This window comes from Pseudomonas sp. AC355 (assembly GCF_979258205.1).
Window position 1 is genome coordinate 1,161,970 of the sequence record NZ_OZ409843.1, and the last position, 14,340, is coordinate 1,176,309.

Below are 14,340 nucleotides of genomic sequence, written 5' to 3' on the forward strand. Positions count from 1 at the left end.
GAATCCCGTCCGTCATGATTCTGCCTTGGCTAATCCTGATTCCCTTCATCGGCGGCCTGTTGTGCTGGCAAGGCGAGCGCTTTGGCGCCACCCTGCCACGCTGGATCGCCCTGCTGACCATGTCCCTGCTGTTTGGCCTCGGCCTGTGGCTGTGGGGCACCGGCGACTTCAGCCAGGCGCCTGCGCCGGGTGCCGAACCGCGCTGGGCTCACGAGTTCCAGGTGCGCTGGATCGAGCGTTTCGGCATCAGCATTCATCTGGCGATGGATGGCCTGTCGGTGCTGATGGTCACCCTGACCGGCCTGCTCGGCGTGCTCTCCGTACTCTGCTCGTGGAGCGAGATCCACAACCGTGTCGGCTTCTTCCACCTCAACCTGATGTGGATCCTCGGCGGTGTGGTGGGTGTGTTCCTGGCCATCGACCTGTTCTTGTTCTTCTTCTTCTGGGAAATGATGCTGGTGCCGATGTATTTCCTCATCGCGCTCTGGGGTCATAGCGGCAGCCCTGGCAAGAGCCGCATCACTGCGGCCACCAAGTTCTTCATCTTCACCCAGGCCAGCGGTCTGGTGATGCTGGTGGCGATCCTCGGCCTGGTGTTCGTGCACTTCAACCAGACCGGCGTGTTCACCTTCAACTATGCGGATCTGCTCAAAACCCAGCTGTCGGAAGGCACCGAGTACCTGCTGATGCTCGGTTTCTTCATCGCTTTTGCGGTGAAGTTCCCGGTGGTGCCCTTCCACTCCTGGCTGCCGGACGCTCACGCCCAGGCGCCGACCGCCGGCTCCGTGGATCTGGCCGGTATCCTGCTGAAAACTGCGGCCTACGGCCTGCTGCGCTTCGCACTCCCGCTGTTCCCCAATGCGTCGGTGGAGTTCGCGCCCATCGCCATGGGCCTGGGTGTGTTCGCGATCATCTACGGCGCGTTGCTGTCTTTCGCGCAGACCGACATCAAGCGCCTGGTGGCCTACTCCAGCGTGTCGCATATGGGTTTCGTGTTGATCGCCATCTATTCCGGCAGCCAGATCGCCCTGCAGGGCGCCGTGGTGCAGATGATGGCGCATGGTCTTTCGGCTGCTGCGCTGTTCATCCTCTGTGGCCAGCTCTACGAGCGCCTGCACACCCGTGACATGTGCGAGATGGGCGGCATTTGGGCACGTATGTCCTGGCTGCCGGCATTGAGCCTGTTCTTCGCCGCCGCCGCACTGGGTCTGCCGGGCACCGGCAACTTCGTTGGCGAGTTCCTGATCCTGATCGGCAGCTTCCCGACCGCTCCGTGGATTACCGTGATCGCGGCGACCGGCCTGGTACTGGGCTCGGTGTACTCGCTGATCATGATCCATCGTGCGCATTTTGGTCCGGTGAAGAACGACAGCCCACTGCCAGGTCTGCAATTTCGTGAACTGAGCATGGTGCTGTGCCTGGCCGTGCTGCTGATTCTGCTCGGCGTTTACCCGCAGCCGGTGCTCGACACTTCCGCCGCCAGCATGCAAGGCGTGCAGCAGTGGTTCAGCGGCGCCCTCAATCAACTCGCTTCGGGCCAGTAGACGTTATGGAACATCACGCTGTGGAATTCACCACCCAACACCTGATCGCCCTGCTCCCGCTCCTGGTCACCTGCGCCACCGTGGTCGTGGTGATGCTGGCCATCGCCTGGAAACGCAGTCATGCAATGACCTTCGTGCTCTCGGTGATCGGCCTCAACGCGGCGCTGCTGTCACTGCTGCCAGCCATCGGCGTCACCCCGCTGCAGGTCACGCCGCTGATGCAGATCGACACCTTCGCCTGCTACTACATGGCCCTGGTGCTGATCGCGACACTGGCTTGCGTGACCCTGACCCACGCCTACCTGGGCGAAGCGACGGTCGACGATGGCAAGACCAAGGGCTACCCGCGCAACCGCGAGGAAATGTATCTCCTGCTGCTGCTCTCCGCTGCCGGCGGCCTGGTGCTGGTCAGCACCGAGCACCTGGCGGGCCTGTTCATCGGCTTGGAACTGCTCTCGGTACCGACCTACGGGATGATCGCCTACGCCTACTTCAACAAGCGCTCCCTGGAAGCTGGTATCAAGTACATGGTGCTGTCGGCAGCCGGCAGTGCCTTCCTGCTGTTCGGCATGGCGTTGCTGTATGCCGACGCCGGCAGCCTGAGCTTCGCAGAAATCGGTGCCAGCCTGGCCGGTGCCAGCGGAAGCCAACTGGTACAGATCGGCATCGGCATGATGCTCATCGGCCTGGCGTTCAAACTGTCCATGGTGCCGTTCCATCTGTGGACGCCAGACGTCTACGAAGGTGCTCCAGCTCCTGTGGCTGCGTTCCTGGCCACGGCCAGCAAGGTTGCGGTGTTCGCGGTGCTGCTGCGCCTCTATCAGCTCTCCCCGGCCACCGCCGGTGGTTGGCTGAACGATCTGCTGACGGTCATCGCCATCGCCTCGATCCTGTTCGGCAACCTGCTGGCTCTGGTACAGAACAACCTCAAGCGTCTGCTCGGTTATTCGTCCATCGCCCACTTCGGTTATCTGCTGGTGGCGCTGATTGCCAGCAAGGGCCTGGCCGTGGAAGCCATTGGCGTGTACATGGCCACCTACGTGCTCACCAGCCTTGGCGCGTTCGGTGTGATCACTCTAATGTCCACGCCTTACAACGGCCGTGATGCTGACGCGCTGTACGAGTACCGCGGTCTGTTCTGGCGCCGTCCATACCTGACGGCGGTACTCACGGTGATGATGCTGTCGCTGGCTGGTATTCCGCTCACCGCAGGTTTCATCGGCAAATTCTACGTGATTGCCGCAGGCGTCCAGGCGCAGCTCTGGTGGCTGATCGGTGCGATGATTCTGGGCAGTGCCATCGCGGTGTTCTACTACCTGCGGGTGATGGTCACGCTATTCCTGGCCGAGCCCAATCTGCATCGCCATGATGCCCAGTTCAACTGGGGCCAGCGTGCCGGTGGGATCATGCTGATCCTGGTAACCATTCTGGCCTTCATCCTCGGCGTTTACCCGCAACCACTGCTGGAGCTGGTGCAACAGGCCGGTCTCGGCGCCGCGCTCTGACCGCAACGCAACGAAAAATGGCTGCCACTGGGCAGCCATTTTTCATCCAGCATCGAAAGCGGGCCGGGCAGCCGCAGACAAGCCATCACGTAGCCTGCCGCTGAGCGAAGCGATGCGCAGGATGGGTTTGAAGACGAGTACGCTCACTCGCGGGGCTACCGCTCCCGGGTTTCGCTTCGTTCTACCCAGGCTACCCATGATCCGATGGCTCTGCGTGACAACAAAAAACGGCTGCCCAAAGGGCAGCCGTTTTGGTTTGTGTCAGCTCTTATTCAGGCAATCTGACCGTCTTCTTGCCGGCGCTGAACAGGTTCCAGCTAGCCACGAACAATGCGGCGATCAGCGGGCCGAGAACAAAGCCGTTGAGGCCGAACAGCGCCATGCCGCCCAGGGTAGAGATCAAAATCAGGTAATCGGGCAAGCGAGTGTCCTTGCCGACCAGGATCGGTCGCAGGATGTTATCCACCAGGCCGATTACCAGCACGCCGAACAGGGTCAGTACCACGGCCTGCCAGATGCTGCCGCTGAGGAACAGGTAAATGGCAACAGGAGCCCAGACGATGCCGGCGCCTGCAGCAGGCAGTAGCGACAGGAAGGCCATCAATACACCCCACAGCAGTGGGCTGGGAATGCCCAGCACCCAAAAGATCAAACCGCCCAGTGCACCCTGTACCGCTGCTACCACGATATTGCCTTTGACCGTCGCGCGAACCACCCGAGTGAATTTGATCTGCAAGCGGCGCTTGGTGTTGTCGCCCAGCGGAACTGCCATACGGATATCACGCACCAGCTCCTGGCCATCACGCAGCAGGAAAAACAGCAGATACAGCATGATGAAGAAGCTGATCACGAATTGAATGGTGCCCTGGCCAATGGAGAACACCTTGGTAGCCAGGTACTGGCTGCCGGCTGCGGCGCCGCTGGATATCTGCTCACGCAGGCCGTCCAGGTTGCCCATGCCGATGCGGTCGATCTGCTGCTGCAGAAACGCAGGAAGCATTTCCTTGGTGCTGGTAACGTAGGCACCGACATCCAGCTCGCCCGACTCGATACGCTGATAGATGCTGGTGCCCTCCGCCACCATCGCCGAGGTGATGAAGATCACCGGCAAAATCGCCACTAACAGGCAAATAACCAACGTCAGCAAAGCCGACAGGTTGCCGCGCCCGCCAATGCGCCGGGCCATACGCCGTTGCAAGGGGGCGAACACCACCGCCAGCGCCACCGCCCAGAACACCGCGCCGTAGAACGGCAGCAGGATCCAGATGAAGGCGATCGTCACGAGGACGAGCAGCAGGATGAAGGTTTTCTTTTCGAGGGAGGTAGTGGGCATGGTCGGATCACAGAAGGGGTATGCCCGTTAGTCTGCTGTGGTCCGGACAAAGTGCGAGAAACTTCTCCAGAAGGGCATCCCTGCCCGCAAGGCTCAGATTCTGAACTGACGTACCAGTTGCTCCAGGCCCTGCCCCAGCTGCGCCAGGCTGCGTGCCGTCTGCGCGCCCTGGCGGGTTTCGTCGGCGACACTGTCCACCGCGCCGGCGATCTGATGCACGCTGCGGTTGATCTCTTCGGCGACTGCGGTCTGCTCCTCGGCGGCGCTGGCGATCTGCGCGTTCATGGCATTGATGGTACCGATCAGCCCGGCGATGGCATCAAGCGAGGCACCCGCTTTGTTGGCCTGTTCACTGGTGATGTCGCCGGCATCGCTGGACTGGCGCATGGCATTAACCGCATCCCGGGTGCCGCTCTGCAGGCGGTCGATCATGCCCTGAATCTCCTGGGTACTTTGCTGGGTGCGGCTGGCCAGCGCTCGCACCTCATCGGCAACCACGGCGAAACCACGGCCAGCCTCGCCGGCACGTGCTGCCTCGATGGCCGCGTTGAGGGCCAGCAGGTTGGTCTGCTCGGCGATCGAGCGGATCACGTCGAGCACGCTGACGATGGAGTGAACGTCCTTTTGCAGGTTATCGAGTGACGTGCCGCTACCGCGAATGTCGCCAACCAAGGAATGAATGCGGGCAATGCTGCCGTCGACCACCTGTTTGGCCGCCTGACCTTCGCGATCAGTCTGCTGGGCAGCTTCCGCAGCCCCTTGGGCACTCTTCGCCACTTCGTGAGCCGCAGCGGACATCTCGTTGATCGCCGTGGCTACCTGATCCGTCTCATGACGCTGGCGCTCCATGGCCTGCTCGGAGCGCTGCGCCTGGGCGGCAACCTGACCGACCAATTCGGTCAGTTGTCCGGTCATGTCGGCGATCTGCCGTACCAGGCCGTGCACCTTGTCGACGAAACGGTTGAACGAACCGGCCAACTCACCCAGCTCATCACGGCTGGTTACCGGCAGGCGACGAGTCAAATCCCCGTCCCCGGCCGCGATATCGTCGAGATTGGCCTTGATCTGCTGCAGCGGACGCAGGAAGGTGTTGGCGAGAATCGCGCCGACCACCCCGAAGACCACCAGCAGCACCACAGCGATCACCAGGATACTGGTGATGATGGTGCTCACTCGCTGATCAATACCCTCACGCACAGCAGCGATCTGCGCCTCAACGCCGTCCAGATTGATCGCCGTGCCGAGCGCCATATCCCATTTCGGCAAGTAATAGCTGTAGGCGAGTTTGGGCACCTGGATCGATTCGTTGCTAGGCAGCGGTGAGGAATAATTGACGTAGTAACTGTTGTCCTTGGCGACACGCACCAACTCACGGTTGACGTAGACACCATTGACGTCCCGCCGGTCAGTGAGGCTCTTGCCGACATCCACTGGGCTGTCGCTGCGAAACAACCTGACGACGTTGGAGTCGTGACCGAAGAAATAGCCGTCCTTGCCGTATTTGATCTTCGACAGGATAGCGATAGCTTGCGCGCGGCTGGCCAGGTCGCCGTTGGGAGCAGCTTCATAGAGGCTCTGTACGGCACCGAGGGCAATCGAACTGTAGTTCTGCAGTTCGTTGCGCTTTTCATCCAGCAGGCGCTCGCGGGTCTCGGCGACTTCCTCCTCAGCCAGGCCATATAGCACTTTGGCGGCAGCGCCACTGAGCACCAGGGCGAACAGCAGAACGGGAACCAGTGCCAACAGCACGACTTTGGACTTCAAGGTCAGGCGCATTGTTATTTTCCTTGTGGCCAGGCGAAGCCAACGGGAAAGGCTTCTACTCACGTCATCGGCAGGCGCCGGCAAACCTTAAGTTCGCGAGCAGCCACGCGGAAACTGCGCCTGTCGTGCTACAGCACCATCGCAGCCACCCAGCCAAACACCATCAATGGCAGGTTGTAGTGCAGGAAGGTGGGCACCACGGTGTCCCAAATATGGTTGTGCTGGCCGTCCACGTTCAAGCCGGAGGTAGGCCCCAGGGTCGAGTCAGAAGCAGGCGACCCGGCATCGCCCAGAGCCCCCGCAGTCCCGACTATGGCGACGGTGGCCAGTGGGCTGAAGCCCAGCGCCATGCACAGCGGCACGAAGATCGCTGCGATGATGGGCACCGTGGAGAATGAAGAACCGATACCCATGGTCACCAACAGGCCGACCAGCAGCATCACCAGCACACCCAGCCCCTTGCTGTCGCCAATCCACTGGGCACTGGCATCGACCAGCCCCTTGACTTCGCCGGTCTCGCGCATGACCTCGGCGAAGCCCGAAGCAGCGATCATGATGAAACCAATCATCGCCATCATCTTCATGCCTTCAGTGAACAGGTCATCGGTTTCCTTCCACCGCACGATTCCCGAGGCGGAGAACACCACAAAACCGAGCAGTGCACCGATGATCATGGAGTCGAGCCACAACTGAGCGGCGAAGGCGACAACCACCGCAACGCCAGCCACCAGCAGGCTGCGTGCGCTGTAGGCAACGCCTACACGCTCTGTGCGTTCGACCATCGCCAGGTCGTAATGGCGCTTGCCGCGATAGCTGTACAGTGCCAGCAGCAGGCCTGTGAACATCCCCAAGGCGGGAATCAGCATGGCATGGCTGACGTTCACGCCACTGACATCCGCGCCGCTGCGAGCTACGTTGGCCATCAGAATCTCGTTGAGAAAAATACTGCCAAAGCCTACTGGCAGAAACATATAAGGCGTAACCAGTCCGAAGGTGATCACGCAGGCGATCAGCCGCCGATCAATCTGCAACCGAGTGATGACGTAAAGCAGCGGCGGTACCAGCAAGGGGATGAAGGCGATGTGGATCGGCAGGATATTCTGCGAGGAGATCGCTACCACCAGCAGTAGCCCCACCAGCATCCACTTCAGCGAACCGCCACCGCCACCGCGTGCATCCTGACGGCCGACCAGCACCAGCGCCTTGTCGGCCAGGGCATGGGCCAGCCCGGATTTGGCAATGGCCACGGCGAAGGCACCGAGCAAGGCATAGGAAAGCGCCACGGTGGCACCACCACCCAAGCCCTTGTTGAACGCCGCCAGCGAGCCTTCGATGCCCAGGCCGCCGATCATCCCGCCAGCCAGCGCACCAACGATCAGCGCCACCACCACATGCACCCGACAAAGGCTGAGAATCAGCATGATGCCGACGGCGGCGATAACTGCGTTCATGAATGGCTCCTGGAATCGCCGCGCAAGCCACGGCCCATTGGGGTGGCCGCCAGGGGCGGCAGGCCACAAAAAGCGTCGCACTCTGCCGGAAGCTGACCTAGGTGTCAAAAATCGGCGCAGGCGTTACGGTCAGATTCACACGGCCTACTCAAGAACGGTTCTAAGCAAATAGCACAAACGTCCTTTGCGCTTGCGATAGCGGGCGTTAGCCTCACGCCTTTTACCCATGGAGGATCCACATGCTCGATATCGTTCTGGTCTCAGGTTCAAGCCGCCCTGATAGCCAATCCGCAAAAGTCGCCCATTTTCTACGTCAGCGTCTGATTGCCCTGGGCAAGACCAGCGCTGAGCTGAGCCAGGTCATCGATCTGGGCACCGGCCCCCTGCCCCTGTGGCCTGCCGAAGACAAAGGCACGTGGCCGGATTACAGCCAGCGCCTGAAAAGTGCCGATGCGGTGGTGGTGATCGCCCCCGAGTGGAACGGCATGGCCGGGCCGGCGATCAAGAATTTCTTCATCTATGCCAGCAAGGCCGAGCTGGCCCACAAGCCGGGTCTGCTGGTGGGTGTATCGTCGGGTATTGGCGGCGGTAGCCCGATCGCCGAGCTGCGCAGCTCGAGCTACAAGAACTGCCGCGTGAACTACCTACCGGAGCACCTGATCATCCGCCAGGTGACCAAGGTGCTCAATGACGAGCAGCCGGCCAGCGAAGACGACAGCCGCATTCGCGCGCGTATCGACTACACCCTGGACATCCTTGCTCAGTACGGTGAAGCGCTGAAGCCGGTTCGCGCCAATATCGACCTGAGCGATCCGGCGTTCACCAACGGCATGTAAGCAACAGCGAGGCATTCATCGACTGTATGGATGCCTCCGGCAAGACGGGGATCAAAACGTTAGCAGCGATCCGCGGCCCTGTAGCCTGGGTAGAGTGAAGCGAAATCCGGGGAAACTCTCGTTACGGCGCTCAGTAGCAGGCTACAGATCAACGGCCGCGCAGCGGCAGCTCGATCCTGACGCAGAGGCCGTCCAGATCACTGTCATGCAGCGATATCGTGCCGCCCCAGGCGTCGACGATATCGCGCACGATGCCCAAGCCCAAACCATGCCCAGCGGTCTGCTCATCCAGGCGAATGCCCCGGCTCAGCACATCCTCGCGGCGCTCGCTTTCGATCCCTGGGCCATCGTCATCGACACTCAGCACATAAGCATCGCCCGTCTGTACGATCTGCAGGCGCACCTGGCTGTCCGCCCACTTGCAGGCGTTATCCAGCAGGTTGCCGAGCAGCTCCAGTAAATCCTCGCGGTCGCGTGGCAGGCGCAAATCCGGCGGCGACGTCTGCCAACTCAACTCCAGGCCGCTGTCGTGGATCATGCCCAGGGTGGCGAACAGTCCCGGCAACTCTTCCTTGCAATCGAAATGCGCACCGGGCAAGGCTTCGCCGGCCAACCGGGCACGGCCCAATTCGCGGGCGATACGCTGTTCGATCTGCTGCAGGTGTTCGATCAGGTTGTCGCGCAGCTCTGGATGAGCACGCAGTTCGTCCCGCGAGGCCAGATTGACCAATACCGCCAGCGGCGTTTTCAGGGCATGGCCGAGGTTGCCGAGGGCGTTGCGCGAGCGTTTCAGGGTGTCTTCGGTGTGGGCGAGCAGATGGTTGATCTGCTCGACCAGGGGCTCGAGTTCCTCGGGTACCCGCTCATCCAGTTCCGAACGCTGGCCTTGCTGCAGCTGGGCGATCTGCACCCGGGTCTGCTCCAGTGGGCGCAGAGCTCGGCTGACGGCGATGCGTTGCAATAACAGAATCAGCGCCAGGCTACCCAGGCCCAGGCCAAGGCCGATGCGCTGTACGCGCCGAAAACTTTCCAGAACAGGCGTGTAATCGCGTGCCACGGAGATGGTCAGTTGTTGACCAAAGCGTCGGTACTCGCCGCGGTAGGCGACCAGCAATTGTCCCTGTGGCCCGTCCTGTAGCTCGGGCTGCAGGCCATCGATATCCGAGGGCTGCAGTTCGCTGTCCCACAATGAGCGTGAACGCCAGCTCTTGTCGGCAAAGTCGATACGGAAATAAAGCCCGGAGTATGGTCGCTGAAAGGCTGCACTGAGCCGCGATTCATCCAGCTGGATACCGGAAGGGCCGCGTACCAGGGCAATCAGTAACGATTGAGCCTCCTCCTCGAGCCCCGACTGCATGTAGCGGCGCAGGCTGTTGTCGAATAGCCACAGGCAGGTCTGTGCCAGTAGCAGGCCTATGATCAACAGTACGCTGATCAGGCCGAGACTCAGACGTCGCTGAATCGACCTCAAGCTGCGCTACCGCAGAACCGGTAGCCCTGGCCACGACGGGTTTCGATCACTTCGCGGCCGAGCTTGCGGCGCAGGTGATTGACGTGAACCTCGATGACGTTGGAGTCACGCTCGGTTTCACCATCGTAGAGGTGTTCGGCCAGGTGGCTTTTGGAGAGAATCTGCCCGGCGTGCATCATGAAGTAGCGCAGCAGACGAAACTCTGCAGCGGTCAGCTCGATCTCCTGCTCGCCACGGCTGACGCATTGCCGGCCTTCATCCAGATGCAAGCCGGCAGCTTGCAGTTGCGGCTGATTGGCCAAACCGCGGGCACGACGTAGCAGCGCCTGGATGCGCAACTGCAGCTCTTCAGGGTGAAACGGTTTGGTCAGGTAATCGTCGGCACCGACCTTCAGCCCTTCGATACGCTCCGCCCACGAGCCGCGGGCGGTGAGCACCAGCACCGGGGTAGCGAGGCCACCCTTACGCCATTCCTGCAACACCTCGAGCCCCGGTTTGCCGGGCAAACCGAGGTCGAGAATGATCAGGTCATAGGGCTCGCTGGCGCCTTGGTACACGGCATCGCGGCCATCGGCCAGCCAGTCCACCGCGTAACCCTGGCGGGTCAGCGAGGCGATCAACTCATCAGCAAGAGGAACGTGGTCTTCCACCAGCAACAGGCGCATGTCAGTCGTCTACCTCATCCTTCAGAATCCGCCCGTCGTGGGCGTCCAGTTCCAACTCGCGAACCACGCCCTCGCGGGTCAGCAGTTCCACTTCGTAAACGAAGACATCGTCCTCCTCCTCCAGCTCGGCCTCGAGCAGAGTCGCGCCGGGATAACGCTGCAGCGCCTCACGCATCAACTGGTCGAGAGGCAGGATCACGCCACTCAAGCGCAGATCCCGCGCCTCGTCCTGATCGAGGTCACGCGCGCTGGCGGCGCAGGTCAGCGTCACCAGCAGCATGATGGAAATGAAGCGTAAAACCGGGTTGCCTTTCATCAATCATCCTGATGGTTCTTGAGGATGGTGCCATTGGTCGCATCGAGTTCGACATCCCATTTGCGGTTCTGGGCGTCACGTACTTCTACCTGATAGAGGTAGCGACCATATTCTTCCTCGAGTTCGGTGTCCTCCAGTTTACCGCCCGGATGTGCGGCACGGGCAGCCTCATTGAGTTTTTCGAAGGACTGGATGGTACCGGCGTCACGCAACTTCAGCGCCTCGTCCGGGCCCAGGTCACGGGCCTGGGCGATACCGGCGGTGGCGGTCAGGGCGGCAGCGGCAGCGGCGAACAATGCAGTCAATTTCTTCACGGTTAACTCCTTGGTGATCTGTTTCGACGGTGTTCAGATTAAGGGAGGCGACTTAACTCAAACTGAATTGCTCCACAGACCTGCATACCTCCGGCCTCTATACTGGCCGCTCGCAACTGGAGCCCCGCATGAGCGCCATTCAGATCAAGTACCCCGCCCTTACCCTCAAGGCTGGCCGCCGTGCCCTGGCACGCATTCGCGAACGTAATCTGCAGCCGGCGGATGTCGGTACCCTGCCCGGTGCGGCTGGTGGCCCCAAGGCACTCGGCATCCAGGGGCTGGATATCGCCTTGTTCGGCGACTGGCTGGCGCGCGCACCGCGGGAACGCTCACTGATCGGCGCCTCGATTGGTTCCTGGCGCTTCGCCAGTGCCTGCCTGCCAGAGCCCGCGGCGGCATTGCGACGCCTGGGCGAGCTGTACACCGGCATGCGCTTCACCAAGGGCGTGAGCATGCTCGAGGTGTCTCAGCGATGTAAGCAGATGCTCGATGAGCTGCTGCAGCAGCAGGATGCCACGGTGCTCGACAATGCCCACTATCGGCTCAATATCGTGGTGGTGAAAAGCCACGGTCGGCTTGCCGAAGATGGCAGGCGCGCCCTAGGACTGGGACTCTCGTCAGTGATGGGTAGCAACATCCTGGGTCGCTCTCGACTGGCCCGTCACTTCGAACGGGTGATACTGCACGACGCGCGCCTTGCGCCGCCCCTGCATCCACTTACCGACTTTCCTTCGCGCTGCCTACCGCTGGATGTCGGCAACCTGCGCCATGCGCTACTGGCGTCAGGTTCGATCCCTTTCGTGATGCAGGGCGTACGCGACATCCCCGGCGTGGGCCCGGGCACCTATCGAGATGGCGGCTTGCTCGACTACCACCTGGATCTGCCGTACAGCGGTGATGACATCGTGTTGTACCCGCATTTTACTGATCGCATCATTCCCGGCTGGTTCGACAAGGGCATGCCCTGGCGTCGCGGTGATGCCACACGCCTGCAGAATGTCCTGCTCCTCGCTCCGTCGCGCGAGTACCTGGCACGTCTGCCCTACGGCAAGCTGCCGGATCGCAAGGATTTCAGCCGTTTTCTCGGTGATGACGCCGGGCGCGAGCGATATTGGCGCCTGGCAATGGACGAAAGCCAGCGCCTGGGTGATGAGTTTCTCGAGCTGCTAGAGGCAGGCAGCCTGGCTGATCGCCTGCAGCCACTGTAGATCCCGGCAGCGTTTCACGACGTAAACGTCGGAAAACTGGCAGCAGCTCGCCTACTGCCGTTAAACGCTTGCCATTATTGATAAAAAACACGGAACCAAACGGAACCGAATACTCAGGTTATTTTCCTATTAACTGTTGGTGTCGTTTCAATGGTTGGTAACGCAATGAGTGTCCTAACCCTTGAAAACTTTGATGCTCGTCAACTTCACAATTTAATTTTCGGTTTTTTGAAAAATTAATTGATTCGGATGTGACTTGCAGGGCTCATCGAAACATCAACAGCTATGAACGTCAGCGTTAACAAGCTCGCTGACACTATGAGTCACTGGGAAAACCTCGGAGAACCGACCCCATGAACGCTTCGCTGCGTTTCAATGATGCACTGCTGATTGCCGATCGTGCCTTTCAACCTTTTCACTGTGTAGCCTGGGCCCCTCAGGATGGCACCGGCGTGCTGAGCCTTACGGTCGTAGACCGCACCAGCACTCGCCTGATCGATCGTACGCAACTCACCAGCAGCATTTACAGCGACCCACAGGAGCTGGCCAAGGCCCTGAAAAAATCCCGCGACGAGTTGAGCAGCAAAGGCTTTAACCTCGCGCCGTGGAGCATGCCGGAATAGAGCGGTAGTCGCTCACTTTCACTATGTCATGAAAGTTGCCGCACCTCTGGTGCGGCAACTTGTCTCGGTACTGAAACATCCCTCCCCTGTTTTATTTTCCGGTTCACCGCATTCGGAAACACTGAACTTCCGATCATATTCGGCTGGCTAAGTATTTATCCATCGCAACGAGCTGGCCGGCATGCATTACGTCGTTGAAGTACAGCGGTTTCCGATGACGCATTGCGTCGCTTACCTCTTGGTTGGCGCCTCCATTACCGTATTGGAGTGCCGTCGATGAGCGACTCGCCGTTGATCCCCGAACTACCCAGTGATCTGCACTACGTCGATGACAGCGGCCCTGGCATCACTCGGCGCAAGCTGCGCGGCAAGTTCTGCTACTTCGAACCTGGCGGTGAACGCATTCGCGATGCCGAGCAGATCGCTCGCATCAACGCGCTGGCCATTCCACCCGCCTACGTCGACGTGTGGATCTGTCCGGACTCCAAGGGCCACCTGCAGGCCACCGGCCGCGATGCACGTGGTCGCAAGCAATACCGCTACCACCCGCGCTGGCGCGAAGTCCGCGACACCGACAAGTACGCCAACCTGCTGCTATTCGGTAAAGCCCTGCCGAAATTGCGCCAGACGGTGGAACAACACTTGCTGCTGCCCGAACACGGCCGCGAAAAGGTAATGGCCACGGTCATTACCTTGCTCGACAACACGCTGATCCGCATCGGCAATGTGCGCTATGCCAAAGAGAACCGCTCCTACGGCCTGACGACGCTGCGAAACCGCCACGTCGAGGTGCAGGGCAGCGCCATACGCTTCCACTTCCGCGGCAAGAGCGGAATCGAGCACGAAGTGGAGGTCAGCGACCGGCGCCTGGCGCGCATCATCCGGCGCTGCCTGGAGCTGCCAGGGCAGCACCTGTTCCAGTATCTGGACGCGAATGGCGAACGCCACACCGTTACCTCCAGCGACATCAACAACTACCTGCGCGAGCTGACGGGAGCCGATTTCACCGCCAAGGATTACCGCACCTGGGCAGGAAGCGCTCTGGCCCTGACGCTGTTGCGTGAACTGGAGTGGCAGCCCGAGAACTCGGCCAAGAAGCATGTGGTGGCGATGGTCAAACAGGTTGCTGAGGAGCTGCGCAACACCCCGGCGGTGTGCCGCAAGTGCTATATCCACCCCGCCCTGATAGACGCCTTCCATGCCGGTGAGCTGGCCGATTTGCGCCTGGCAGCAGCACGTAAAGGGTTGCGCTCCGAAGAAAGCCTGCTGATGCGCTTTCTGGAAAAGATCCCAACGGCCTGAGCCCATCT

The 14,340-nt window shown here is 60.8% G+C and carries 13 protein-coding genes; 6 read left to right on the forward strand and 7 right to left on the reverse strand.

The genetic code is table 11. The features are described from left to right. Window positions 1-14: 14 nt before the first annotated feature. Both nuoM and nuoN read left to right on the forward strand, forming a co-directional pair. Window positions 15-1,544 carry an NADH-quinone oxidoreductase subunit M gene (gene nuoM, locus ACZ0AI_RS05525; RefSeq protein ID WP_463564918.1) on the forward strand — a complete coding sequence of 510 codons (1,530 nt, stop codon included), beginning with the start codon at window positions 15-17 and terminating at the stop codon, window positions 1,542-1,544. Between the two features lie 5 nt (window positions 1,545-1,549). Then, window positions 1,550-3,049 carry an NADH-quinone oxidoreductase subunit NuoN gene (gene nuoN / locus ACZ0AI_RS05530; RefSeq protein WP_463566251.1) on the forward strand — a complete coding sequence of 500 codons (1,500 nt, stop codon included), beginning with the start codon at window positions 1,550-1,552 and terminating at the stop codon, window positions 3,047-3,049. A gap of 268 nt (window positions 3,050-3,317) precedes the next feature. On the opposite strand, the gene ACZ0AI_RS05535 is transcribed toward nuoN, so the two are convergent. From ACZ0AI_RS05535 to ACZ0AI_RS05545, 3 genes are all read right to left on the reverse strand, one after another. Further along, window positions 3,318-4,382: an AI-2E family transporter gene (locus ACZ0AI_RS05535; RefSeq protein WP_463564920.1), complete on the reverse strand. Its 1,065-nt coding sequence runs from the start codon at window positions 4,380-4,382 to the stop codon at window positions 3,318-3,320. 93 nt (window positions 4,383-4,475) lie between these two features. Further along, a complete protein-coding gene (locus ACZ0AI_RS05540) occupies window positions 4,476-6,158 on the reverse strand; it encodes a methyl-accepting chemotaxis protein (protein WP_463564921.1) in 1,683 nt (560 codons plus the stop codon). Window positions 6,159-6,274: 116 nt separating this feature from the next. Further along, window positions 6,275-7,597, reverse strand: coding sequence for a Na+/H+ antiporter family protein (locus ACZ0AI_RS05545; protein ID WP_463564922.1), 1,323 nt, complete (start codon window positions 7,595-7,597; stop codon window positions 6,275-6,277). Window positions 7,598-7,836: 239 nt separating this feature from the next. Between ACZ0AI_RS05545 and ACZ0AI_RS05550 the strand changes: the two genes are divergently transcribed. Continuing rightward, on the forward strand, window positions 7,837-8,433 hold the full coding sequence (locus ACZ0AI_RS05550; protein WP_225832216.1) for an NADPH-dependent FMN reductase: 597 nt from the start codon (window positions 7,837-7,839) through the stop codon (window positions 8,431-8,433). A 148-nt stretch (window positions 8,434-8,581) separates the two neighbouring features. Here ACZ0AI_RS05550 and ACZ0AI_RS05555 read toward each other — a convergent pair whose 3' ends face one another. From ACZ0AI_RS05555 to ACZ0AI_RS05570, 4 genes are read right to left on the reverse strand one after another with little or no spacing between them, the layout of a single operon-like run. Continuing rightward, a complete protein-coding gene (locus tag ACZ0AI_RS05555) occupies window positions 8,582-9,904 on the reverse strand; it encodes a sensor histidine kinase (RefSeq protein ID WP_463564923.1) in 1,323 nt (440 codons plus the stop codon). Next, entirely contained in the window at window positions 9,901-10,569 is a 669-nt protein-coding gene (locus ACZ0AI_RS05560) for a response regulator transcription factor (protein WP_225832213.1), read from the reverse strand. Before ACZ0AI_RS05560 ends, ACZ0AI_RS05555 begins: the two co-directional genes overlap by 4 nt. Window position 10,570: 1 nt before the next feature. Beyond that, window positions 10,571-10,849 carry a PepSY domain-containing protein gene (locus ACZ0AI_RS05565; protein WP_442964012.1) on the reverse strand — a complete coding sequence of 93 codons (279 nt, stop codon included), beginning with the start codon at window positions 10,847-10,849 and terminating at the stop codon, window positions 10,571-10,573. A gap of 35 nt (window positions 10,850-10,884) precedes the next feature. After that, window positions 10,885-11,199, reverse strand: coding sequence for a PepSY domain-containing protein (locus tag ACZ0AI_RS05570; RefSeq protein ID WP_463564924.1), 315 nt, complete (start codon window positions 11,197-11,199; stop codon window positions 10,885-10,887). A gap of 128 nt (window positions 11,200-11,327) precedes the next feature. On the opposite strand from ACZ0AI_RS05570, the gene ACZ0AI_RS05575 reads away from it, so the two are divergent. From ACZ0AI_RS05575 to ACZ0AI_RS05585, 3 genes are all read left to right on the forward strand, one after another. After that, window positions 11,328-12,407 carry a patatin-like phospholipase family protein gene (locus ACZ0AI_RS05575; protein ID WP_463564925.1) on the forward strand — a complete coding sequence of 360 codons (1,080 nt, stop codon included), beginning with the start codon at window positions 11,328-11,330 and terminating at the stop codon, window positions 12,405-12,407. A 353-nt stretch (window positions 12,408-12,760) separates the two neighbouring features. Further along, complete coding sequence (locus ACZ0AI_RS05580; protein WP_225832207.1) at window positions 12,761-13,030, forward strand: hypothetical protein; 270 nt, start codon at window positions 12,761-12,763, stop codon at window positions 13,028-13,030. A 276-nt stretch (window positions 13,031-13,306) separates the two neighbouring features. Further along, window positions 13,307-14,332 (forward strand): DNA topoisomerase IB, encoded by a 1,026-nt coding sequence (locus ACZ0AI_RS05585; protein ID WP_463564926.1) that lies wholly within the window; start codon window positions 13,307-13,309, stop codon window positions 14,330-14,332. The last annotated feature ends 8 nt before the right edge of the window (window positions 14,333-14,340 follow it).